Genomic DNA, 21,265 nt, shown 5'->3' with positions numbered 1-21,265 from the left:
GTCAACCCGCTGCGCGGCTTTCCGCGCTAAATTTGGGCGTTATACGTCAATAAGGTCTGCTAAATGCGTAGAATTCTAGACGGTCTTTTATGGGGACTTGGTTTTTCGTTTGCTGTAGTTTTTGTACTTGTCACGTACAATTATACGCTTCATGAAAAATTAGAGGATAAACATCAAAAACAACTAAATGAATATTTATATTTTGAAACCGACTCATTCATTGAAGCATTGGGTATTGAGGTGATTGAAACATCTTTAATTAATGATGAAGTTGTAGTTTATTCTAAAGCGAAAAACTTCAATGAAACTACTCTAAATATGGGGTTGTCGCTAAGATTTAGTTTGTTTGATTCCAATGGTCAATTTGTTGGTAATTGTGATGAAAGTTTTCCAAGAATAAACTCAGAGAATGAGCATGTCTACTTGTCAACAAGTTGCGCTAATAGCCATTTATTAAGCAAGAACGTTGGTAAGGTTGAGGTCTCCGTCTTGAGGCACAGGTAACGCATAACAAGTAAAATCAGGCGGACACGCCAAGCTTGCTAGCGCTTCGCTCAGTTTAGCAAGCGTGGCTTAGCCGCTGTTTTGAGCGTTATATTTTTGAAGGTTTACAAAATGAATACCGTGACAATTCATGGCAACGAATGGAAGCAAGAAGACATTGAAGAGCCGGTTGCATGGGCTCTTAGCCAGAAGTGGGTTCGAAAAAAGTGGTTAGCTCCGAGTGAAACGTGGGACCACGACCACTGCGCAATCTGTTGGTGGAAACTCCACGAGTCAGATGATGAAGTGCATGGTGTTGGCTTTAATGATGGTGGGCACAACTGGCTTTGTACAGAATGCTATGAGCAGTTCATCGAACACAAAATATAACAATGCGGCTCACTAACTCGTCGCTACGCTCCTCAGGGACAAAGGCCACAGCGCGGCAAGCCGCTGGCCTTTGCCCGTGGCCGCGGCGTTATGCATATTGGAGTTTGCCTATAGATGGCTAATTGGGACTTTTACCAAGCAAATATTAACGACAAGATCGCCTCGATTTACATTAATTTAGATGCTGAGGAAGAATTAAGTCCGAGACATGTTCGATTGTTTTGGTTTTTCATCAAACTCAAGATAGAAAGGGATGATGGTCTCTCTCATGATGATGAAGTCGAAAGTCTTTTTGAATTTGAAGATCAACTTACTGCCTTTGTATGCAATGAAAACCTTCAGTTTGTAGGTAGGATAACAACAGCGGGAATGCGTCAGTTTTACTTCTATGGTACTGAAGATGCAAATTATGAGGAATTGTGTGAAGTTTTTTTACGCAACAATAACTCTTACTTGTATCAATATAATGGAAAAGACGATCCGGAAAGATCTCAATATAAAAATGTCCTTTACCCAGGGCCTCTAGGATTCGAGCAAATCAAGGAACGTAGAAACAATGCATAACAAGTTAAATCAGCGGAAAACCACTCGCTACGCTCGCGTTTTCCGCTGTTTAAAGCGTTAAGTGTCTATGAGAACTGAGCACGATATTAAACTAATGCTGTATGCCCAAAGTGCGCTACTTGGTGAGGTAGCACCATCATTTAGGGCTGTATCTTTCGAGCTATCTCCCGATGGAGAAGACTTAGTTGCGCGCTTTATTTTCGATGGCGACCCAAGTGATGATGCTAAAGAGGTTGCGAGTGTTGCACTGACTAATCTGCTTTCAAACTATCCCAAGAATCACCGGAGCTGTAAGGAAGAAATGTTAGCCGTTCCATATCCTGAAGAAATGGAGCACTTATCTTTGTTAGTGTATCTACGGAACGAGGATGACTGGAACTCATGGTCAAAGTTATACAAAAACACTTAACAAGCAAAGGCAGCCGACGCGTACCGCGCAGCTGCTTTGAGCGTTAGCCCTATAGGAGTTCATTTTGAGTTTTGAGATTTGGCTAGCATTTGTCACTGCATCATTGGTTTTGTGTTTTACGCCAGGCCCGACAGTTTTTCTTGTCGTAGGGCAAGCATTAACCCATGGTAAAAGATCTGTTATGGCATTAGCGGCAGGAGCGATTGTAGGTGACATAATCCTAATGGCTTCAAGCTTCATGGGGTTAGGTTTGCTGCTATCTATTTCATCTACGATGTTTAACCTTATTAAATTCATAGGCGCAGCTTATCTTATTTACATGGGTATAAAAGCATTTCGCACCAATAGCCTTTCTAAAAGCCGGACTGCTAAAATAGCCCAAAAAGAGAGTTCATTTATTATTTTCCGTGACGCTTTAATTGTGACCGCTCTAAATCCGAAGGGCATTTTGTTCTTTATGGCTTTTTTGCCGCTGTTTATAAACACAGCAGAGCCCGTATTTCCGCAAATGGTCGTTCTGGCAGTGTCATTTTTAGTGGTATCACTGCTTAGTGTAAGTTTTTACGCTTTATTGTCAGGTTATCTTAGAGGTTACATAGCTAAGCCTAGCGTTCAAAATGGCTTTAACAAAGTTGGCGGTAGCTTGCTTGTGGGTGCGGGCGTAATAACGGCAAGTATGCAAAATGGCTAACAAACGCAGTCACAATCGGCCACTGCGTGGCCTGGACCTCAACCGCTGCGCGGGTTTCGGCCTGTGCTGCGAGCGTTATGCATCATGAGTGAGAATCTGAAGAAATTACTTAATCCTGCTGAATTCGTGGACGATGAACCAGTTGAATTTGCAGCCGTAGACAAAGATTTGCTTCCAGGGCCAATTGAAGCGAAGCATTGGGTTTGTATTTCAGAAAGGCTATGGTCTCGACTTCTATCATATGGATCTGCGTACGAACTTCACTTTCAGCAAATAATTGAACCTGTAATTGATACTGTCTTAGGCTCCGAGCAGTGTGAGTCATTCAGCGAAGAACTTGAGTTTATTATAGGTGTAGCTAATGATCCGGCATTTTTAGAAGCTTTACACATTGTCCATAGTGAGGTGGGCAAGGTCATAAATCGGCGAAATATGCGCCTTGTAATTAGTCCTCCGTAGTGAGAAAAATGCATAACAAAGCCATTAAAAATCGCACAACAAAAAACGTTGTGCTGGACTCGCAACAAGTTGCTCGCCTTTTATGGCGGCGTTAGAAGGCCATTGAATGAGTCCTGTGAAAAAGTACATTCAGTTGATAAATGACTCTTCAATCCAGGCTACGGGCTTAGTTTTACTTTTACCACCGGCTATTGTGGCGTATCTACTTTTTCCGGAAGTGGAATATACAGCGTTACTGATCGTTTCTGGCTTTATATGCATCGTTATCTCATGCGTGCATTTGCTCATTGGAATACATGCACTAATTAAAAAAGAGTTTGAGAGCGTTATTAATTTTTTACTTATGCCTTTAGGCATGCTTTGCTTCGTGATTTATTTAGGTTTTAAGTAAAATGGCTTCTAACAAGCGCCATCAAAACGCCGCTTCGCGGCTCGACTCGCAACAAGTTGCTCGCGTTTGTGGCGGGCGTTAGCCGGCTGTCGAGATGGTTTAGTTTCAAAATCTGTTTTACTTTTCGGCTCTGCTTGCGTTAGGTTGTATCTCAGTTGTTAATTTATTCCGTCAGGTTCGCTAGTTTGTTGGCAAGGTGCAATCTCTGATGAGTCGGTAGCGTTGTTCCTTTTGGCTCATTCGCTCCGCTTGTTTCAAGTTTTAAGGTTCCAGCTATTTCTCTGTATCGCACCTGGCTGGTTATGTTTTTAATTTTACACATGGATGCCGTTGTTCGGTATCGCTTGGCGGCAGTGCCGCGCGGGTAGTGTGGTTGTCGCAGCTAACAAGGCGCACCATTCGCTCCCTTCGGTCGCTGGGACGCCAACCGCTGCGCGGCCGTCGCCCATGTGCTTTGCGTTATGCGTTTAGGAGAAATAGAAATCGGTTCATTCTTCAAAACTAAATTTATTGACCGCTTGTGGAGAAATTCTGTATTTGTTCTTTTCACAGTTACTCTTTTGGCGGCTATAAAGGTCACATTCGGAGGGGACTGGGAGCTAGTAACACTGGATACGCTATTTAATGCTTCATTGCTATTAGTTGTAATCTCAATTAGTACTGGACTATTTATAACTCTTTGGGAGAAAAGTCATGACTATTCAAAGTAAACGGTTTTTTAGCATTGTATAGCAAAAGGCAGTTTGGAGCTCACACGCATAACAAAACGCTGTTGGCACTCCCTTCGGTCGTTGGGACGCTAACACGTGGGCTGACTCGCTTCGCTCGGATTTTAGCCCACGTGCTAGCGCCCCAAAGCTTAGTGTTAGCGTCTTCAGGAGAAAATTCAGATGTCATCTGTACCTGAGAAAGATTGGAAAAGACTTAGCGGTCTTAAAGAAAACTTGCTCAACTCCGCATGTGAGACAATATTTCGGCGCATCGAGCAAATATCATCTGCTAGCAAAGGTCGAGAGCATGAAGCTTATTTAGAGCTCTGGAAAGAAATAAAAAATGAAGACGATGCCATCGCTGAAATGTTTAATGACCTAAAACGCAGTAATGCGGTGTTTAAAATGGCTGCCTTAAAGCATTATGGTGTCTTAACAGATGAGCAATTGGCTCAGTTTTCACAAGAGACACAAGAACAGGTTGCGCGTCTTTGCGAGTACAGACGCTAACTAACAAATATTATCGCCAGCAAACAGCGCTGGCTGCGACGTCAACCCGCTGCGCGGCTTTCCGCGCTAAATTTGGGCGTTATAAATTTTAGGAGGGTTCGTTGAAGGATTTATCGAACAAAAATCAGTTATGGTTGTTGATTTTCACACTACCACCAGTCTTTTATACAATGGATTTGTTCTTTGACAAGAAAGAATTTACTTTAACTGAGTTTTTCTTTTATATGTTGTGGTCTGTTATTGGTGTGGTGCTTGGTTATTTGTTTTCAGCAAAGTTTCTTTCAAAGTATCAAGACATTAGATGGGTAAAAGTAATTGGTCTTTTTCTGCTGATGCTTCTTGTTCTCATCATTTTAGTTGTTTTACACCTCACGGCGTTGAGAGAATTACAGCCTTTCGTTAGCGATGCATTAGTTTTGCCGTTAATTGTTTCAGCGATAACCTTTAGTGCCGTTGCCTCTAAGCAATAAAATTTATAACAATCCGCGTCATTCGGGGCCTTTGGCCCCTGCGACGCTCACAAGTTCGCGCGCATGCGCGGGGCGTTATGTATTACTTTGAATATGGATATATTGAATAGTCTTGAGCAATTAAACGCTGACCCGTTTAAACAAAAGCAAATAAAAAAATACCTATTAGCTTGCTGCAAAAAACTGGTCAAATATAGAAGCGGTGGTAATTTAGAAAAAGGTATTGCTCTAGCTAAAAAATATAATGCTGGTTATATATCATGGAAGAAATTCCATGATATCGAGTATATTTTGGAAGGTGAGGCTTTTCGTATCGAATTTTACTCTAACGATCCTTATTTCGGCCAATTTCGAGTTGATAAAAATGATTTAGCTGACTTAAAAAAGATTCGAGTAAGTAAAGCTCTTCACTCTAAAAAAGCTAATAAATACCTTATAGATCTTGCTTACTTTGTTGATTCAGTATTTAGTTATTGCTCTCATCCTGGTAACAGTTTACCTGATATTGAACACTCTAAATTTCTTTGCCCAGTGTTATTCAAACGGTATTTTAGCTAGGTGCGTTTAATACATAACAAACGCATTAAAATGGACGCCTAACAGTTGGCTGGCGCTCATTCTTCGCTAAGTTTAGCCAACTGTTAGCCGCCATTTATGCGGAGCGTTAGCCGGCTGTCGAGAAGGTGTGGTTCAAAAATCTGTTTTACTTTTCGGGTCTGCTTGCGTTAAGTTGTATCTCAGTTGTTAATTTATTCCATCTGGTTCGCCAGTTTGTTGGCAAGGTGCAATCTCTGATGGTGCGGTAGCGTTGTTCCTTTTGGCACTTTTGCTCCGCTGGCTTTTAAGTTTTTAGGTTCCGGCCATCTCGCTGTATCGTACTTGGCTGGTTAAGTTTTTAATTTTGCACATGGGTGCTGTTGTTTGGCATCGCTTGGCGGCAGTGCCGCGCGGGTAGTGTGGTTGTCGCCGCTAACAATGCGCATCACTCGCTCCCGTTGGTCGCTGGGACGCCAACCCGCTGCGCGGCTCGTCGCCCGTGTGCGCGGCGTTAGGTGCCGGTTCCGCTGAGCCCGAGGAGAATTTAGAGTCAAATGGAAATTTACAATACCGATATCGCATCTGCGATTTTGATTTTGCTCGGTCTTGTCGTTCTCTTCAAAAAGAGCATTACATTAACTCTTTCTGTTGGCCCATCAGGTACTAACACCTTCGTCAATGAAAACAGTAAGTATACAAAAAGTAGTAATTTTCAGCTTCAAGGTATTCAAAAACTATTACTTGGATTAGGTTTGGTTATCGGCGGTTTTCTTTTTGGTTTTTATGTGCGAGGAGAATTGGCATTTACACTTTAAGTTTCAATGTTGATTCGGCACCTAACAAGCGCCTAATGGCAGTCGCTAGCGCGACTTCGGACACACAATTTGTTGCGCAATTTGCATTTCGCTGCGCTACATTATCGCAAATTACCCAACAAACTGTGCGCCGCATAGGCGAGCGTTATAAGCTAAAATGATGAAATCAATACCTACTGGAGAAATCGTATCATTCGATAAAAAGAGCGGTGGAGTCGCTATAGACACTATCGAATTTAATAAAGTGGACTTCCCAGCTTTTACTAGACAGTCTGTTGTTCCAAAAAATACGTTTCTTCAAATTTAGCAGGAGAAACGCCGCCTGTGTGTGAATGGCGCTTTTTAGGATTGTAAAACATTTCTATAAAGTTAAATATCTCGGTTTTCGCTTCGTCTCTTGTCGAATATATCTTTTTACGCGTCACACGCTTTTTTAAAGTCGCAAAAAAACTTTCTGCTACGGCGTTATCAGTAAGCGTAACAACAACCACACCTTGCGGTGTGGCTGCTGATCAATAAGGCAGGAGTTCTTGCAGTTGCTCGTGGGTATTGGCTTTGGGCAGCTCTGTCAGCAAGCGGCATAAGTAATCATACGGTTCCAGACCATTGATTTTGGCCGTTTCGACTAGGCTATACATTGCAGCACTGGCTTCTGCGCCCGTTTCAGTATTGGCAAACAACCACGCCTTGCGTCCAATCACGAACGGTTTGACGGCGCGCTCAGCACGGTTGTTGTCGATATTTAATCGGCCATCGTCCAGATAGCGGATGAGTTTGGGCCACTGATTCAGGCTATACGTGATAGCGACTCCCAGTAAACTTTCTTTCGTGACACTCTCGCTTGATTTATCCAGCCAGCTTTTAAATTGTTCTAGCAGTGGTTTAGCTAGTGCTTGTCTGGCGTCATACTTCTTATCAGGCGGCGCAGTTTTTAATTTACTCTCCAGTGCATAGAGTTTCTGGATGTGGTTAAGGGCCACATCCGCTTTACCCGTTTTGCCTTTGCCCTGTGCTTTTTGGGCTTCAACGAACTTGCGTCTGGCATGCGCCCAGCAACCGACTAAGGTTGCGTGAGTTTTCTCATACCCGGCATAACCATCGACCTGCAGATAACCGTTAAAGCCGGATAAGAAGTCACAGGGATGTTTGCTGCTGCGGCTATCCTGATAATCAAACAGCGCCAGTTTGGGGCCGGTACTTTTTTCTAAGCCACAGCCATACACCCACATGTAGCAGGTGCTTTTCTCAACATCCAGCACATTGACCGTGGTTTCATCTGCCCACAGCACCGGCTGTTTCAGAAGCTCAGCTTTCATTAACGCCAGTAGCGGTTTAAGTTTATCTGCACAGGTTATCAGCCAACGACTCATCGTTTGACGACTAAGCTCAATACCTGCCTGATTAAACAACTGCTCCTGACGGTATAACGGCAAGCCATAGTGCATTTTGCTGCTGATGATTTGCGCCAGTAAACTTGGCGTGGCCATGCTCTTAGGGATAACCGCAGCTGGCACATCAGCAATCTTAATGTCGACCTTAGTGCCATTGGTTTCACACTGCCGGCAGCTGTATTTCAACCGGACGTTTCTAAGAACACGGATTTGCGCGGGCACGAACTCAATTTGCTCACTGACTTCTTCACCCATTTGATGCAGGGCATGGCCACAGCAGACACAGGTTTTATCGTCAATGTCATGGATAACGTCAACGCGGGGCAATTCAGGAATAATACGCGGTCGGCGTGGCTTGGCGGTTTTCTCAGCGCTCTCGGTCGTCTGAGTATCTGGCTCTGTTGCTACTGACTGCTCTTCAATAAGCTGCTCGGCCTCATTTAACACTTCGCCTTCACCTTCGTAGGTCTCGCTGCTGGGGCTAAATTTCTGGTACTTCTTCAGGTTATAGCGCTCCAGTAATTGCTGTAACTTATCCGAGAGCTGCTGGTTAACCCGCTCTAGTTTAGCGATGCGTTTGTCTTTTTGCGCCAGTTTGCGCTCAAGCTTTTGCGTCTGCTCAAGCAGCATTTTCTTGAGCAGTTCAACATCATCAGGTAAGGATTGAGGTATCTTTTTCATGGCCGTTATTGTAACGGCCAATTTGGCTAAGTGCTTGGTAAGATTTAGATTGTTTTGGATGCGATCTACAGGATTTATAGCCGATCGGCATATCAACCCACACTCTGGTAATGCAGCGGCTGGTGCGCGGTGATTTTTTGAATATCGACACCTTGCAACAGCCAATGCCATTGCTGCTCGCTAATAGACAACACTTTACCTGGCATCTGCCTTGGCCAGCGGAATGTGTCTTTTTCAAGTCGCTTGTACCACAGACAAAACCCAGTGCTATCCCAGTACAGCACTTTTAACCGAGTACGCTGCCGATTGCAGAACACAAATAGTGCACCGCTAAATGGCGAGAGCTGCATCTCTTGCTCGACCAGCAACGATAAGCCATTAATGGATTTGCGAAAATCGACCGGCTGTTTATGCAAATAGACCTTAAGCACATCGAGGAACATTTTCATAGTCAAAGTGCTCTGAGCAAGGCGGCTAACCAGAGTGCATCCGTCCCTGCTGGAAGTTGCAATTCCATATCACGCTTGCGTAGCAGGATATGCTGGGCCAGTGGCGAGCTTTGTGGTGCTAATTCAATGAAACCGGTGTCATCATTCTGATGAGCCAACAACTGGCGTTTACGGAGATTGAAATAGGTCGGGATAATCCCTTGTCGTTTAGCAAATGCCGTTTGAGTAAGGCCACTTTGGGCTTGCTCGGCGAATAAGGCCAGCCATTGTTCTTTAGTGCGTTTCATGATGATTACCCTGATAATTTAAAGAGGCAGACAGGGTAATGTTGATCAGTTAGGATAGGAATGTGTGGTTGGCGTTACGCTTACCGTTATCATGACAATTGCCTCTGCGGCTCATCGACGGTTTCAAGTTATGCTCTTTCATAAACGATAAATAATCAGCACTGCCATATTGGCTGCCTTGATCGCTATGCACTAAAACTGAGTGTTTAGGCCGTCGTTGATAAACTGCCATCAGTAAAGCTTGAATGACTAAATGTTTATCCATGTTTTTATCCATAGACCAACCCACAACGCGACGTGAAAACAAATCGATGACCGTTGCTAGGTATAAAAAGCCCTCATAAGTACGAATATACGTGATGTCACTTACCCAAGCGGTGTTAGGTGCAACGGGTTTAAAATCGCGCTCTAACACGTTATCCGCTATCCGTGATGGCTTGCCACCTTTGATATACCGTCGCTTGTAGCCTATTTGGGCTTTTAATCGATTCAATCGCATAATTTTAGCCACACGATGAACACTACAGGTTTCACCGGCTTCTCGCAGATCACGATGTATCCAGGGGCTGCCATAAGTGCCGCCACTGGCAATATAAAACGCGTTAATCCGCGTGAGTAAACGCTGATCTTCAATAGTTCGCTGACTCAACGGCGCTTTTAGCCAAGCATAAAAACCACTGCGATTGAGCTTCAGAACACGACACATGGCTAAAACGGAAAATAATCGCAGATGGTCACGGATAAAGGCGTACTTCACTCTGGCTGACTTGCAAAGTACCTTGCGGCCTTTTTTAATATGTCCCGCTCCTCCGTCACTCTTTTAAGCTCTGCTTCTAGCTTAGCAATGCGAACAGAGTCATTTGACTTGGGGCGCGCAACAACCTTGTTGCCACTAAGCTGGTCTCGCCAGTGGTATAACGATTTAGTTGAAATACCCAAACGTTCAGCCACTTCCTGAACAGAATAACCACGATCAGTGATTTGCTTTACTGCTTCAATTTTAAACTCTTCGGTATAACGTTTACCTTTGCTCATAAACACCTCTAATTTAAGTTACATTGTAACTGTTAAATGTGTCTAGCAAAGTCTGGGAAGTCCAGTGAATAGTTTTGGTACAGGGCGTTATAGCGTAATTACGACGAGAGAAGTGGAGTCTGATGACGATTTCATCAGACTCTCTAAATTACCTCAACTTGCCGGCATTGCCCCTTTAAACAGGATTTTGCTTCCAGTCGATCTTGATTCTGTGAAAGCGTTGCGCGAAGCGTCAGCACGCCTGAAAGCAGATATTCTTTTAATCTATACTTTTGATACGACGTTTCATGCAGGTGAACAAAAATTCGCTCCTTTGAATGTTATTTCGCTAGGTTTCTTGAAAAATAAACAAGTTACTGTAACAACAACGGTATCTGCGGCCTTTTTCGATGTTAGAACGGAATATTTGTATGGTCTTTCTGAAGCAACTGCACAAGAAGTTAAAGCTGCCAGTGTCTGGAGCACTTCTGATGCAGTAGACGATTTGAGGATTAATACGGAAAAAGCCGCATTTCAAAAGTTAGTGCCTGAAATCGAGAAAACATGGTTAGGTATTGTTTCGCAATATTCTAACAATAGCATTTAACAAACTGCGTCATTTGAGGCCTGTGGCCCCTGTGACGCTGAGAAGTTCGCGCGAATGCGCGGAGTATTAGGAGCACAGGACGTGAGGCGTATCCATTATGAATCTTAAATTGATTCCAATAGTTATTCTTTTTACTTGGCTCTGCCAAGCAGGCTTAAGTAGTTTAAAGAATAGTGAATACGCAAAGATAGTCTCTGTGCTATCGCGGACCCCTGAGCTTGGCGAATGCAAAATATCTGTCGATATCAAAAGATCTTGGCCGTTTTCTTGGACAGTACGTTCAGCGGCAATAAATATAAAAAATCAGGATAAGGCTTTATCTTCATATACAAGTAAATTTAATGTGTCAGATAGAACATTCCTAAAATCACACAATACCAATTATCATTTTACTTGGAGCCGGCAATTAGAAGACCAGCTAGTTGCATCTTTTGTCGATGTCGAGATAAAACCAAATGGTAGCGTTTATGCTGTTAATATCGGTAATTGTTCTAACTATCCAGAAAATAACGAATTAATAGGGAACTTAGCGCATTGTAATTCACCTGTGCAGGTAATTAAGTGCACCTAACAAGTTATAAAAGCGCGACAAATTACAGTTGGTTGGTTCCGAACCACATTTTAGCCCACTACAATTTGTCCCTTAATAGAGCGTTGCAGTTTGTTGAGATTTAGTCATGTTCAAATTTAGCAATATAATGAAAGCTGATTTTCTTGTATTGGCGGTGCTAGCGCTGTTTTTTATTGGATGGTTTATAAACAGCAGAAGTGATTCAAATATCGGCTACATCGATCTGGCAGGTAGTTTACTTACCTGCGAAAAAGATAAAAAGTGGTCACATTATTTAGGTTACTTTAGTTTAAATAGCGAACAATACTATACCTTGCAAAAATACAGTTCTTGTGACGCATTCAAAGCAGAAATGGCAGGTAAATCATTAATGGCAAAGTACTTAAAATCTAATGGTTTCATCCTCGAGTTAAAAGACGATGAACAAATTTTGTATAATTCTGGGTTTGCTGGATCTTCTTTTGGCTTGATATTGGTTTGGTTTTTAACATTTGCAGTAATAAGAATGCCAGTGCGCTGGCTTATAAAAAAACGTGCATAACAAGCGCAATCACAAACAGCCATTACGTGGCTTGGATCTAAACCGCTGCGGGATTGGCAGCGTTATATACCAGCAATCAAAAAGTCTATAGCCGCAATAATTTCATCTTTGAAAGTGCTTAAACCTGTGACGGACTTGACTCATATTTTAGCTGGAATACTCGCCATTTGTTGCGTAAAAACAACAAAGTCGCCTTATTTAATATGGATAGTCGGACACAAATGGCTTGGTTCTTTATTTTCCAATAGATATATTGGTGTAACTGGGAACACCAATCGAGTATTTAGGGGGCTTAGCTTCGGAACGTAACTCACTGTTTAAAAAAAGATTCGTGGCTTTTTTTGGGGCTTTTGCACTTAAAATGGGGGCCTTGTGCTGAGCGGCTTACAAGTTACTGCATCGAAAACATAACTCGTTGGCGCTCATCACTTTCCGTTGAGTAAAGCGCGAGTTACCAAGGACGATTATGAGAACACTCCAACTTTTAGGTTTTATGCTTGCGATTGCAGGGTTTATTTTAGGTTATGTGATGCTGGCCTCTATTGATGGTGAAACATCAGAAGCCTCCGCTGGAGGTGCAGGAATAGGCATTATATTTATGGTGTTACCCATGCTTGGTTGGTCTGCGTTAATGTTAGTACCTTCCTCATTTGCTTTGTTTAACAACGCAGTAAGACAACGTAATTATTTTAAAGGTCATTTTTGGTTAAATCTTTGGAGACTGAATCTGGTGATTTCCGCCGTATATATAGCTGTTGTTTTATATGTCGCTTATTTATGGTTTAAAATCAGTTTTGGCAACTAACGATAGCCATCAAAAACGCGCCCTTTGGGTGCTCGAATGACAACTCGTTGCCTTGCCGTGGCTGTTACCTCAGAGGATTACGAGGTTTTAACGCTTAGAACCGAAGAGCGTTTTTAACCAAGAGAAGTACCGTCACGTTAGTTTAGGTTGTGTCTGCACTTGTATGCGGTAGCTACAGGTGCGGCTAATGGGTGATATTGTGAATAAGCCTTTTCAAGCTGCTATTTCGCTAATCTTGGTATGATACGCAGGCTAAGCAGTATACTCATCTGCGATCTCAGCAATGGCTGTTGCGCGAAAGTACTGGATGTTCGGGAAGGAAAAAACATGAAAACGTACTTTATTTTTACACGCAAACAACGGGCCTCAGCACGGCTTCTTGTGATCAACGCTGGCGTGGTCTTCCTTCTATATGTGGCTGCTCACCACTATCTGCCTCCTTTAACAAGTGATAAGGATGCACTGACACAACTGCTTAATGTGCTGGATATCGCTATTTGGGTTATTGAAGCCGTTTTGCTTGGATTAGCACTGTGGTTTTGGCTTGAAAATAAGCAAATTAGGGGTTGCGTGACGCCAGATACCTTAAGCTATTCTGACCCTACTTTTAGTGATGTGGGCTGGCAAGTCAAGATGGCAGACATAGCGCAATTAAAGCAAGTTACTGATGCCCAGCAAAACTTTTTGTCGAATGTGCTGGTGCTGAAAAACGGAGAGCAAAAGCAACTGATGTACGGGAATTATCGAGGGTTTGATCGACGTGCTTTTTTCAAGGCGCTTGTTTTAGCCAATCCGAATATCATGGTTCCTGACAATATATATAGTTACAAGATGCAAAGTTCTGCATGGGCTAAGCGTATTTGAAAAAAATTGGGTTGGGATGAGTGAACAGCTCGTAGTAAGTCTATCAAATCTCATGATCGGCAAAGAATGCAGCGAGCTAAGAGTGGGCTTGATATGTTTTTCTAAAAACATGATTCAGTATGAATAAAATAATTGTTGCGCTAAGCAGGCCGAACAGGGCCGTGCAGCCAACGGCGAAGCTTTGTTATGGGTTGCGCGTGATTTCGAATTGTTGGCAAGGCTAAGGCGCGAAATAGCGCTTAAGGTGTAAACCTAAACACACGTTTAAATCCGAGCATTAATCTGCAGATCATTGAGCAAAGTAGGCCGTTCACACGTAAAGCAACAACACTAGCATGTCACTCAGTGCGATCTGTTTAATACTCGCTTGTAACAGAGGAGATGGCAACAGTTAGCTTTGCAAGGTTTCAGTACCAGGGAATGGGCCTTAGTATCGATTAAGTGGAGTTATGTTATGCGCAACGGTTTAAAGTTAATTACGGCTTGTGGTTTTTTAATTCTCGGTGGCTGCTCTTCAGTGGCGAACCAGCAAGCTTCGTTACTGCAGGAAACCTTAGAGCAACAGCAATTAACGTTACCCAATTTAAATACTGAGATCTTTACACTTTTACCCGTACCCACTGAAGCAGAGATTTTTAGCTTAACTGAGGCTCAGAAAAAACATTTTCTAGATTACTATCATGATCCCAGAAACCGCAAAATAGCGGGGCACTTACGCTTATTTAATTACTTTGATGCCTTTGTACATCAATTCGGTTTTCGTGGGGCAACGCTAAAAGCCTCTGAAGCATTATCATTGAAAAACGGCAATTGCCTGACGCTGGCGATTGTTACTAAGGCGCTGGCTGATATTGTTAATTTAGAGGTGTCTTATCAAGTTGTGCATGCTGCGCCAGTGTATGCACTCAATTCCTCTTTAATGACGCTGTCATCCCATGTAAGAACCTATATTTATGATCCCAATTATCAACCTTCGCTTGGCATGATGGTATTAAGACGCCGCAGCATCATTATTGATTATTTTCCAAGTGAATCCGATATTCGGGGCGAGCATATTTCGCATAATGACTTTATGGCGATGTATTATCAGAACATCGCTGCTGAGGCCTTGCTAAACGACCAGCTCGATTATGCTTATTCGACGTTGCAACAGGGACTAACTTTTAATCCTTTTAACGCAGAAACCTTAAACAGTTTAGCCGTTACCTTTAATCGAGCTGGCGATGCCAAGCAAGCCGAAACCTTATACAAATTTATGTTAGATAATGATTTTGCCTCGGGTAATGTGATCAGTAACTATGTGGCGCTACTGCAGTCGCAAGGGCGTGATAGCGAGGTGGCGGCACTGGCGCAGAAGGTTGCTGAGATTAACGATGACAACCCTTATCGCTGGATTGATATGGCGGATGAAGCTTTTGCCTCCGCCCAATACACGCTAGCATTTAAATATTACCAAAAAGCCAACGAGACCGCGCCTTACCTGCATGAAGGGCAATTTGGTTTAGCCAAAAGTCATTATCAATTGGGGCGGTTAAACTCGGCAGAAAAAGCACTGAACAAAGCCATTGAACTTAGCTATAAGAGTCATGATCGGCGTTTATACGAAGCGAAACTGCACACCTTATTGATGGAAAAAAATTAGTGCAATATGTAAGTGTAGCGTTTATTATTTTGTCTTAAGTGTTAATTTCAATGTTACTCAGCTTGCTGCAAAGTGCATTTTCTTCATATCGCTGTAGCATCAGTTGTTAAGGTCATTTAAGCATTAAAGCGGGTTTTACTGCTGCAGCACAGTTTGTGGTAAATATCTCACCTATGTATTTCACCTCTAAAGTGATATTTGTTATTCCTTAAAACTGTTGCTCACTTATACAAACTAAAGATTAACAAGGATAGTCATGAGTTTGAGAAATAAAATCCAAAGCGGTATCGATTATCTCATCATGAAAAATGGGCCACATCGATACGAAATTAATGAGCACAGAATTACCTGCAATCAGTGTAAAAATGAGTTTTTTCACGAAGGACAGGCGCAATTAAATACTGCGGGCATGAGTTTTGTCGGTTTGGATTGGGCTAATAAAACTGCGACAACCTTAGCATGCCTAGATTGTGGGCATATTATGTGGTTTGTAAAAACACTGCAGAAAGTGCCGAATCGATAAACTCAGTTAATCACCATGCTAAGCAAGCGGCCAAACGTTTTACCTTATTTTTGGCTCCTTATTGCACTGGCTCTTTTGTGAAGTGCTATGATGAAATGCTAAACAGCTTGAAGTGAGGACGACCTCACCGCTCGATGTGCTCGGGGACGACCCCAGATTTTAAAAAGGGGTTGTTATGAGTTGGTTTGTCTTATTTGTAGCTGGGCTGTTGGAAATTGCTTGGACCGTTGGTTTGAAATACTCCGATGGGTTTACAAAGCTTGGGCCGACTGTCGCCACCGTGTGCTCTTTAATCGCCAGTTTTTTCTTACTGGGGATAGCGTTGAAAACTTTACCCGTTGGTACGGCTTATGCTGTTTGGGTGGGGATTGGTGCGGTGGGTACGGCTATTCTTGGTATTTTCTTGTTTGGCGAGTCTGTTAGCGCGCTTAAATTAGCGAGTTTAGCACTGATTTGTATCGGTATTGTGGGTCTTAAAATGGCACATATTTAACCTCATGGTCGTTTAAACCTTAACGTTGACGCTTTGAGGTTTAATCCTTTTGGCTGCTGTTAAATACCGCAGCAGGAGCAGCGATATGACACAGGTTTTTAGATCAAAAGTGGATACTTGGCTGGGGATCGTGCTGGTTGCTGCAGCACTTTCGGCACTTTATGGTGTCATCTATTCTTTAAATAGCGGCGACAATGCTGATATTGTCGCATCGTTATTCGCGCTGCTGGTAAGCGCAGGGTTACCTATTTGGCTGTTCAACAGTACTCGCTATACCCTAACAGAGCAGCAGTTGCTGGTGCAAAGTGGTCCTTTTCAGTGGCAAATCCCGATTGTGCAAATTAGCAACATTACCCCAACCATTAATCCTTTATCGAGCCCAGCTTTGTCACTAGATCGACTGCGGATTGATTATGGCCAAGGTCGCTCGCTGATGATTTCGCCAAAGCAGCAACAGCAGTTTCTTCAAGCCTTGTTGCTACTTCGAGCCGATAAAAACTCGCTTAGCCAACAATAAGCAAGAAGACATTAATCGCTCACGATTTAGCCTGGACAAGACAGTGTCATTAGTAAAGCTTTTAATGGCAATGGCAATGGCAATGGCAATGGCAATGGCAATGGCAATGGCAATGGCTTGGTTTGGGCGAGCAGGCTGGCATTGTTTTCAAATAGATTTAACAAAAAGTGCAGATAGAAGCGGTTATCTGTCGCTCATCCATGTAGAATACGCGGCCAAAAGCATATTTAGCTTTGACTCTTTAGTGTACCTCTGTAGGAATTTATGAAAAAGACATTCGCGTTAACTCATCCAAAATTGCAACCTGCTCGTTTGGTGGACGCTATTAAACACGATATTAAAAAGTATTTAGCCAGAGAGCGACGCAAGCAACTGCCTGCGGGTGCTGACTATTGGACCTTTGATTGCCGCTTTGGCGCAACACAAGACGTGGCTAAAAAGATTTTTACGTCTGAAATCAATAAACATATTGATGCGGCCGTCGAGCAACAGCTCGACGCTTTTTACGTGGAAATATTGGCTAAAGCCTGCCAGCACGCGCCACGTGCTGACGAAAATCTGGAATAAACGCCCAGTGCTGGCACTGAGTGAGTGCTAGGATATGAAAAGCACGGGAGTAATATGTCCGTGCTGTGATTTGCCAGCGGCAAACACGTTTAAGCTAAGTATTTAAGGTGCTTAGCTAACGCAGGGTTAGATAGATTAGTGTTATATTGGCTTAGTACTCCAAGCTTTCAGCCGTTTTTACTTAGTAAAATTGACGCAATAACAAACAATCCTCTGTTAAACCGCTAAAATACTGTATATTCCGCCTCTTATTTTTTGACTGTAGCTATTCTACAGAGGATCCTTTATGCAATTTTCATCTTTAGATTTAGCGCCAGAGTTACAACGCGCCTTAGAAACAATGGGTTATGCCAACATGACGCCGGTTCAGGCGCAAGCCATAGTGCCAGCACGACGTGGTAAAGATTTACAAGTAACAGCGCAAACCGGTACGGGTAAAACGGCGGCGTTTGCCTTGCCTATTTTACAACGCATGTTGGATAAACCCAAAGACACGGCACAACAGCGTCCTCGTGCTTTAATTTTAACGCCAACGCGTGAGCTGGCTGAGCAATTAGCCGATGCGATCAACGGCTATGCTCAATTCACTACTTTAAAAGTCACTGCCTTATATGGCGGTGTGAAGATGGGTGGCCAAGCGAATAAGTTAAAAGCCGGCATCGATATGGTGATCAGCACACCGGGTCGCTTACTGGAACACTTAGCGCTGGGTCACGTGATATTAAGCGATGTTGAGTTTGTGGTGCTAGATGAAGCGGATCGTATGCTGGATATGGGCTTTGTTACTGATGTTTTAAAGCTGATACAAATGACCGCGAAACATCGTCAAACCATGTTGTTTTCGGCAACCACATCGCCAGCCGTCAATGAACTGTCGCATAAGATTTTGCACAATCATCAGCAAATTCGCGTTGCAAAGGTGAATAGTACCGCCGATACGGTTAACCATGTGGTGTACTCGGTTGAAGAAAACCGAAAAATTGAATTGTTTGAGCAATTGTTAGCTGAGAAAAACTGGTTTCAGGTGTTGGTTTTTACCAGTACCAAAGAGCAAGCTGATCGGTTATTAGCCGGCTTACAAATGAGTAAGATAGACGCGGCAGTGTGTCATGGCGATAAAAGCCAAGGCGCTCGACGTCGCGCCATCGCAGATTTTAAAGCGGCTAAGTTACAAGTGCTGATCGCCACGGAAGTGGCGGCGCGTGGTTTAGATATTCAAGGCTTAGACTATGTGGTGAATTTCAACTTGCCATACTTGCCAGAAGATTACGTGCACCGGATTGGTCGTACTGGTCGCGCTGGTGCGGCGGGTGATGCCATATCCTTTGTTAGCCGTGAAGAAGAGCAAACACTAGAGCGTATTCAAAAGCTGATTGGTGCTAAGATTGAGCGCATTATCAAGCCTGGTTTTGAAGTTAGTAACCGCGCGTCATTACTAAAAAGTATCTCACGCAAAGTACTGTCAGGCCGCTCCAATAAAGCCAGTGAAACCACCATTGAGATGGATGCTGCAGGCAAAGCTAAGCCCAAGAGTAAAGCGCGCACTGCCAAGCCAGCAGATGCCAATACGGTAAAACCGGCCAGTGTGAAAAAAATCCAGTGGCGCGACTGCCAATAAGCCAAAAAGAGCAGGCGCTCAAAGCAAACGCACCAAATAAACCGCGCTTGTCATACTCAATAATGCCGCCGAAGATGCCCATCTTCGGCGGCATTTTTATTGATAGGCCTATACCGCTGAATATTGATGTGGTTATTAGCGTGATGACTTCGTGCTCAATCGACGGAGCAAATGGTTATTGGCGGTAAAATAGCTTTAAGTCCTTCGTGAGGTTAAAGAATGTGCTTTAATCTAGGCTAAGTTATCGCCATCGGGCTGTGAGCAACGCGCAATAACACGTGTTGGCACAAGCTATTTGGAGTTATTTGCTACCAGCGAGATTAAACCGGGAGTTTATCTGATGTTATGGTCACTTTTTAAAGCTAAATTAACCATCTTCTGCAGCGTGGCGCTGTTGCTACTAAGTGGTGTGCTTAGCGCAACTGAACAGCCTTACCGTCATGCGGCGGAGCCTATTGGCAGTGTGCGGCAAGTGTATGATGGCAAGCTCTACCCTGATCTGCAGGTGAATACCTTTCGCAATATTGACAGGCTGTTTCCGACGCGCGCGGTTGCTCGTGGCGATACGGTAAGCGCGTTGCCGCTGAGTAAAACACCGCTGACCGATTTTAGTTATCAGGTTGCCGGCGAACAGTACGACATGTTTGATGTGCTCTCAATCAATCGGGTCAGTGGTATGTTAATTATTCACAACGGTGAGATTTCATTTGAGCACTATGCACTGGGTAACGATGCCAAGACCCGCTGGATGTCGATGTCGGTCGTTAAATCAATCACCGCCACTCTGATCGGTGCGGCGATCCATGACGGTGCTATTAACAGTATTGATGATCCTATCGTGCTGTATCTGCCGCGCTTTAAAGGTAGCGCTTACGAGGGTGTAACGGTTAAACATTTACTGCAAATGAGCTCGGGAGTAGCGTGGAATGAAACATACACCGATCCCAACTCCGATCGACGACGCATGCTTGAAGCGCAATTAAGCCAGCAACCTGGGGCCATTTTAGATTTGATGGCCTCATTACCGCGCGCGGCTGCGCCCGGCAGTGTTTGGAATTACAGCACGGGTGAAACACAACTGGCTGGCGCTTTAGTTGCCGCTGCCACCGGTAAGCCTGTTGCCGAGTATTTATCCGAAAAAATTTGGTCGAAAATGGGCATGCAAGCAGACGCAAACTGGTGGCTGCAATCGCCAGAGGGTTTAGAAATTGGCGGCAGTGGTTTATCAGCCACTTTGCGCGATTATGGTCGCTTTGGTTTGTTTTTATTAAATGATGGTGTGATTAATCAGCAACGTATTTTACCCAAAGGCTGGATGGCTCAAGCGAGCTCGCGTCAAGTGATCGCGGGCGAGACTATCGACTATGGCTATATGTTTTGGCCTATGCATGGCCGCAGTTATGCGGCAGAGGGCATATTTGGTCAGTACGTGTTTGTCGACCCCGATAAAAACTTGGTGGTGGCTATGTGGAGTGCGCAATCTAAACCGCTGGGTATGGCGGGGCTAGACGAATACACCTTTTTCAAGGCATTATCAGCGCACTTCGACTCAAACTCCGTGAAGGATTAACCTTGAAAATTTATGGTGATAGCCAATCGGGCAACTGTTATAAACTGCAATTACTCTGTAGTTTGTTGCAGATCCCGCATCAATGGCAGGCGGTAGATATCTTGGCAGGTGATACGAAAACCGCCGCTTTTTTAGCGCTTAATCCCAATGGCAAAATTCCGCTGTTAGTGCTGAATGATGGGCAGACTTTGTCAGAATCTAACGCTATTTTAAATTACTTAGCTCATGGCAGCGCGCTTTATCCCACTGAGCCATTGGCGCACGCTCGGATTTTGCAATGGCAGTTCTTTGAACAATATAGCCATGAACCTTATATTGCCGTCGCGCGGTTTATTAATAAATATTTAGGCTTACCTGCAGACAGAGCGTCAGAGTACTCGGCGAAACAGCAGGGTGGGCATAAAGCCTTAGCGGTGCTGGAACAGCAATTAGTTAAAACGCCTTTTCTTACTGGGTCGCAAGTTACGACTGCCGATATCTCGCTATACGCTTATACGCATGTTGCCGATGAGGGAGGCTTTGCTTTAGCCGCTTATCCGGCTATACAGGCATGGTTAAAACGGATAACGCAGTTGCCTCATTATAAGGCTATGGCATAAAACGGTACTGATGGTGGTATGCAAGCTAACAGTAACGGTTAATAAGCCGCGCGAGCTTGTTAGTTTGGGCGATAACGCTTTTTTGTCATCTTATTTG

At 43.7% G+C, this 21,265-nt stretch carries 29 protein-coding genes and 1 pseudogene; 24 read left to right on the top strand and 6 right to left on the bottom strand.

The genetic code is table 11. From position 1 onward, the window contains the following. Window positions 1-63 precede the first annotated feature (63 nt). From ACUJFL_RS11135 to ACUJFL_RS11090, 10 genes are all read left to right on the top strand, one after another. On the top strand, window positions 64-504 hold the full coding sequence (locus ACUJFL_RS11135) for a hypothetical protein (protein WP_445427520.1): 441 nt from the start codon (window positions 64-66) through the stop codon (window positions 502-504). A 111-nt stretch (window positions 505-615) separates the two neighbouring features. Beyond that, a complete protein-coding gene (locus tag ACUJFL_RS11130) occupies window positions 616-873 on the top strand; it encodes a hypothetical protein (RefSeq protein WP_445427519.1) in 258 nt (85 codons plus the stop codon). 114 nt (window positions 874-987) lie between these two features. Next, complete coding sequence (locus ACUJFL_RS11125; protein ID WP_445427518.1) at window positions 988-1,437, top strand: DUF695 domain-containing protein; 450 nt, start codon at window positions 988-990, stop codon at window positions 1,435-1,437. A gap of 67 nt (window positions 1,438-1,504) precedes the next feature. Next, window positions 1,505-1,846 (top strand): hypothetical protein, encoded by a 342-nt coding sequence (locus tag ACUJFL_RS11120; protein ID WP_445427517.1) that lies wholly within the window; start codon window positions 1,505-1,507, stop codon window positions 1,844-1,846. A gap of 64 nt (window positions 1,847-1,910) precedes the next feature. Next, on the top strand, window positions 1,911-2,537 hold the full coding sequence (locus tag ACUJFL_RS11115) for a LysE family translocator (protein ID WP_445427516.1): 627 nt from the start codon (window positions 1,911-1,913) through the stop codon (window positions 2,535-2,537). 84 nt (window positions 2,538-2,621) lie between these two features. After that, window positions 2,622-2,996, top strand: a complete 375-nt coding sequence (locus ACUJFL_RS11110) for a hypothetical protein (protein WP_445427515.1) — start codon at window positions 2,622-2,624, stop codon at window positions 2,994-2,996. 1,281 nt (window positions 2,997-4,277) lie between these two features. After that, complete coding sequence (locus tag ACUJFL_RS11105) at window positions 4,278-4,607, top strand: hypothetical protein (protein WP_445427514.1); 330 nt, start codon at window positions 4,278-4,280, stop codon at window positions 4,605-4,607. A gap of 101 nt (window positions 4,608-4,708) precedes the next feature. Beyond that, window positions 4,709-5,077: a hypothetical protein gene (locus ACUJFL_RS11100; protein WP_445427513.1), complete on the top strand. Its 369-nt coding sequence runs from the start codon at window positions 4,709-4,711 to the stop codon at window positions 5,075-5,077. 63 nt (window positions 5,078-5,140) lie between these two features. Continuing rightward, window positions 5,141-5,635, top strand: coding sequence for a hypothetical protein (locus ACUJFL_RS11095; protein WP_445427512.1), 495 nt, complete (start codon window positions 5,141-5,143; stop codon window positions 5,633-5,635). A gap of 533 nt (window positions 5,636-6,168) precedes the next feature. Beyond that, window positions 6,169-6,429, top strand: coding sequence for a hypothetical protein (locus ACUJFL_RS11090; protein WP_445427511.1), 261 nt, complete (start codon window positions 6,169-6,171; stop codon window positions 6,427-6,429). 263 nt (window positions 6,430-6,692) lie between these two features. On the opposite strand, the pseudogene ACUJFL_RS11085 reads toward ACUJFL_RS11090, so the two are convergent. The 6 genes and pseudogenes from ACUJFL_RS11085 to ACUJFL_RS11060 all read right to left on the bottom strand — a co-directional run. Further along, a pseudogene (locus ACUJFL_RS11085) lies at window positions 6,693-6,899 on the bottom strand (IS3 family transposase); the annotation flags it as partial. Window positions 6,900-6,941: 42 nt separating this feature from the next. Further along, window positions 6,942-8,501, bottom strand: coding sequence for an IS66 family transposase (gene tnpC / locus ACUJFL_RS11080; protein WP_445427351.1), 1,560 nt, complete (start codon window positions 8,499-8,501; stop codon window positions 6,942-6,944). Between the two features lie 92 nt (window positions 8,502-8,593). Continuing rightward, window positions 8,594-8,950 (bottom strand): IS66 family insertion sequence element accessory protein TnpB, encoded by a 357-nt coding sequence (gene tnpB, locus ACUJFL_RS11075; protein WP_445425237.1) that lies wholly within the window; start codon window positions 8,948-8,950, stop codon window positions 8,594-8,596. Between the two features lie 2 nt (window positions 8,951-8,952). After that, complete coding sequence (tnpA, locus tag ACUJFL_RS11070) at window positions 8,953-9,237, bottom strand: IS66 family insertion sequence element accessory protein TnpA (RefSeq protein WP_205313754.1); 285 nt, start codon at window positions 9,235-9,237, stop codon at window positions 8,953-8,955. A gap of 49 nt (window positions 9,238-9,286) precedes the next feature. Then, window positions 9,287-9,994 (bottom strand): IS3 family transposase, encoded by a 708-nt coding sequence (locus ACUJFL_RS11065; RefSeq protein WP_445427510.1) that lies wholly within the window; start codon window positions 9,992-9,994, stop codon window positions 9,287-9,289. Continuing rightward, window positions 9,991-10,272 carry a transposase gene (locus ACUJFL_RS11060; protein WP_445426050.1) on the bottom strand — a complete coding sequence of 94 codons (282 nt, stop codon included), beginning with the start codon at window positions 10,270-10,272 and terminating at the stop codon, window positions 9,991-9,993. The genes ACUJFL_RS11065 and ACUJFL_RS11060 overlap by 4 nt, the downstream gene beginning before the upstream one ends. Window positions 10,273-10,336: 64 nt before the next feature. Between ACUJFL_RS11060 and ACUJFL_RS11055 the strand changes: the two genes are divergently transcribed. The 14 genes from ACUJFL_RS11055 (at window position 10,337) to ACUJFL_RS10990 (ending at window position 21,168) form a co-directional block, all read left to right on the top strand. Further along, complete coding sequence (locus tag ACUJFL_RS11055; protein ID WP_445427509.1) at window positions 10,337-10,858, top strand: hypothetical protein; 522 nt, start codon at window positions 10,337-10,339, stop codon at window positions 10,856-10,858. A 97-nt stretch (window positions 10,859-10,955) separates the two neighbouring features. Next, window positions 10,956-11,429: a hypothetical protein gene (locus tag ACUJFL_RS11050; RefSeq protein ID WP_445427508.1), complete on the top strand. Its 474-nt coding sequence runs from the start codon at window positions 10,956-10,958 to the stop codon at window positions 11,427-11,429. A 127-nt stretch (window positions 11,430-11,556) separates the two neighbouring features. Then, on the top strand, window positions 11,557-11,970 hold the full coding sequence (locus tag ACUJFL_RS11045; protein WP_445427507.1) for a hypothetical protein: 414 nt from the start codon (window positions 11,557-11,559) through the stop codon (window positions 11,968-11,970). Window positions 11,971-12,436: 466 nt separating this feature from the next. Continuing rightward, window positions 12,437-12,775 carry a carbon starvation protein CstA gene (locus tag ACUJFL_RS11040; protein WP_445427506.1) on the top strand — a complete coding sequence of 113 codons (339 nt, stop codon included), beginning with the start codon at window positions 12,437-12,439 and terminating at the stop codon, window positions 12,773-12,775. A 327-nt stretch (window positions 12,776-13,102) separates the two neighbouring features. Further along, entirely contained in the window at window positions 13,103-13,639 is a 537-nt protein-coding gene (locus ACUJFL_RS11035; RefSeq protein ID WP_445427505.1) for a hypothetical protein, read from the top strand. Window positions 13,640-14,093: 454 nt separating this feature from the next. Further along, window positions 14,094-15,281 carry a tetratricopeptide repeat protein gene (locus ACUJFL_RS11030; RefSeq protein ID WP_445424865.1) on the top strand — a complete coding sequence of 396 codons (1,188 nt, stop codon included), beginning with the start codon at window positions 14,094-14,096 and terminating at the stop codon, window positions 15,279-15,281. 256 nt (window positions 15,282-15,537) lie between these two features. Then, window positions 15,538-15,804: a hypothetical protein gene (locus ACUJFL_RS11025; RefSeq protein WP_226752131.1), complete on the top strand. Its 267-nt coding sequence runs from the start codon at window positions 15,538-15,540 to the stop codon at window positions 15,802-15,804. Window positions 15,805-15,979: 175 nt separating this feature from the next. Next, window positions 15,980-16,297, top strand: a complete 318-nt coding sequence (gene sugE / locus ACUJFL_RS11020; RefSeq protein ID WP_445427504.1) for a quaternary ammonium compound efflux SMR transporter SugE — start codon at window positions 15,980-15,982, stop codon at window positions 16,295-16,297. Window positions 16,298-16,382: 85 nt separating this feature from the next. Further along, window positions 16,383-16,814, top strand: coding sequence for a PH domain-containing protein (locus tag ACUJFL_RS11015; RefSeq protein ID WP_445424863.1), 432 nt, complete (start codon window positions 16,383-16,385; stop codon window positions 16,812-16,814). Window positions 16,815-16,857: 43 nt separating this feature from the next. Beyond that, entirely contained in the window at window positions 16,858-17,082 is a 225-nt protein-coding gene (locus ACUJFL_RS11010; protein ID WP_445427503.1) for a hypothetical protein, read from the top strand. After that, window positions 17,079-17,381: a DUF6172 family protein gene (locus ACUJFL_RS11005; protein WP_445424861.1), complete on the top strand. Its 303-nt coding sequence runs from the start codon at window positions 17,079-17,081 to the stop codon at window positions 17,379-17,381. The genes ACUJFL_RS11010 and ACUJFL_RS11005 overlap by 4 nt, the downstream gene beginning before the upstream one ends. Window positions 17,382-17,667: 286 nt before the next feature. After that, a complete protein-coding gene (locus ACUJFL_RS11000) occupies window positions 17,668-18,999 on the top strand; it encodes a DEAD/DEAH box helicase (protein WP_445427502.1) in 1,332 nt (443 codons plus the stop codon). Between the two features lie 340 nt (window positions 19,000-19,339). Next, window positions 19,340-20,569: a serine hydrolase domain-containing protein gene (locus ACUJFL_RS10995; RefSeq protein ID WP_445427501.1), complete on the top strand. Its 1,230-nt coding sequence runs from the start codon at window positions 19,340-19,342 to the stop codon at window positions 20,567-20,569. Window positions 20,570-20,571: 2 nt separating this feature from the next. Further along, a complete protein-coding gene (locus tag ACUJFL_RS10990; protein WP_445427500.1) occupies window positions 20,572-21,168 on the top strand; it encodes a glutathione S-transferase family protein in 597 nt (198 codons plus the stop codon). Window positions 21,169-21,265 lie beyond the last annotated feature (97 nt).

The organism is Alishewanella sp. HL-SH05 (assembly GCF_052655985.1).
Note: the sequence above shows the minus strand (reverse complement) of the source record. Positions and strands in the feature narration are given on the sequence as shown.

Excerpts from the sequence above, each read along its gene's own strand:
- tnpB (WP_445425237.1), bottom strand. The coding sequence starts at position 8,950 with ATGAAAATGTTCCTCGATGTGCTTAAGGTCTATTTGCATAAACAGCCG.
- ACUJFL_RS11040 (WP_445427506.1), top strand. The coding sequence starts at position 12,437 with ATGAGAACACTCCAACTTTTAGGTTTTATGCTTGCGATTGCAGGGTTT.
- ACUJFL_RS11025 (WP_226752131.1), top strand. The coding sequence starts at position 15,538 with ATGAGTTTGAGAAATAAAATCCAAAGCGGTATCGATTATCTCATCATG.
- ACUJFL_RS11095 (WP_445427512.1), top strand. The coding sequence starts at position 5,141 with ATGCGCGGGGCGTTATGTATTACTTTGAATATGGATATATTGAATAGT.
- ACUJFL_RS11035 (WP_445427505.1), top strand. The coding sequence starts at position 13,103 with ATGAAAACGTACTTTATTTTTACACGCAAACAACGGGCCTCAGCACGG.
- ACUJFL_RS11015 (WP_445424863.1), top strand. The coding sequence starts at position 16,383 with ATGACACAGGTTTTTAGATCAAAAGTGGATACTTGGCTGGGGATCGTG.
- tnpA (WP_205313754.1), bottom strand. The coding sequence starts at position 9,237 with ATGAAACGCACTAAAGAACAATGGCTGGCCTTATTCGCCGAGCAAGCC.
- ACUJFL_RS11005 (WP_445424861.1), top strand. The coding sequence starts at position 17,079 with ATGAAAAAGACATTCGCGTTAACTCATCCAAAATTGCAACCTGCTCGT.
- ACUJFL_RS11000 (WP_445427502.1), top strand. The coding sequence starts at position 17,668 with ATGCAATTTTCATCTTTAGATTTAGCGCCAGAGTTACAACGCGCCTTA.
- sugE (WP_445427504.1), top strand. The coding sequence starts at position 15,980 with ATGAGTTGGTTTGTCTTATTTGTAGCTGGGCTGTTGGAAATTGCTTGG.
- ACUJFL_RS11105 (WP_445427514.1), top strand. The coding sequence starts at position 4,278 with ATGTCATCTGTACCTGAGAAAGATTGGAAAAGACTTAGCGGTCTTAAA.
- ACUJFL_RS11125 (WP_445427518.1), top strand. The coding sequence starts at position 988 with ATGGCTAATTGGGACTTTTACCAAGCAAATATTAACGACAAGATCGCC.
- ACUJFL_RS11110 (WP_445427515.1), top strand. The coding sequence starts at position 2,622 with ATGAGTGAGAATCTGAAGAAATTACTTAATCCTGCTGAATTCGTGGAC.
- tnpC (WP_445427351.1), bottom strand. The coding sequence starts at position 8,501 with ATGAAAAAGATACCTCAATCCTTACCTGATGATGTTGAACTGCTCAAG.
- ACUJFL_RS11045 (WP_445427507.1), top strand. The coding sequence starts at position 11,557 with ATGAAAGCTGATTTTCTTGTATTGGCGGTGCTAGCGCTGTTTTTTATT.
- ACUJFL_RS11135 (WP_445427520.1), top strand. The coding sequence starts at position 64 with ATGCGTAGAATTCTAGACGGTCTTTTATGGGGACTTGGTTTTTCGTTT.
- ACUJFL_RS11090 (WP_445427511.1), top strand. The coding sequence starts at position 6,169 with ATGGAAATTTACAATACCGATATCGCATCTGCGATTTTGATTTTGCTC.
- ACUJFL_RS10995 (WP_445427501.1), top strand. The coding sequence starts at position 19,340 with ATGTTATGGTCACTTTTTAAAGCTAAATTAACCATCTTCTGCAGCGTG.
- ACUJFL_RS11130 (WP_445427519.1), top strand. The coding sequence starts at position 616 with ATGAATACCGTGACAATTCATGGCAACGAATGGAAGCAAGAAGACATT.
- ACUJFL_RS11050 (WP_445427508.1), top strand. The coding sequence starts at position 10,956 with ATGAATCTTAAATTGATTCCAATAGTTATTCTTTTTACTTGGCTCTGC.
- ACUJFL_RS11060 (WP_445426050.1), bottom strand. The coding sequence starts at position 10,272 with ATGAGCAAAGGTAAACGTTATACCGAAGAGTTTAAAATTGAAGCAGTA.
- ACUJFL_RS11120 (WP_445427517.1), top strand. The coding sequence starts at position 1,505 with ATGAGAACTGAGCACGATATTAAACTAATGCTGTATGCCCAAAGTGCG.
- ACUJFL_RS11030 (WP_445424865.1), top strand. The coding sequence starts at position 14,094 with ATGCGCAACGGTTTAAAGTTAATTACGGCTTGTGGTTTTTTAATTCTC.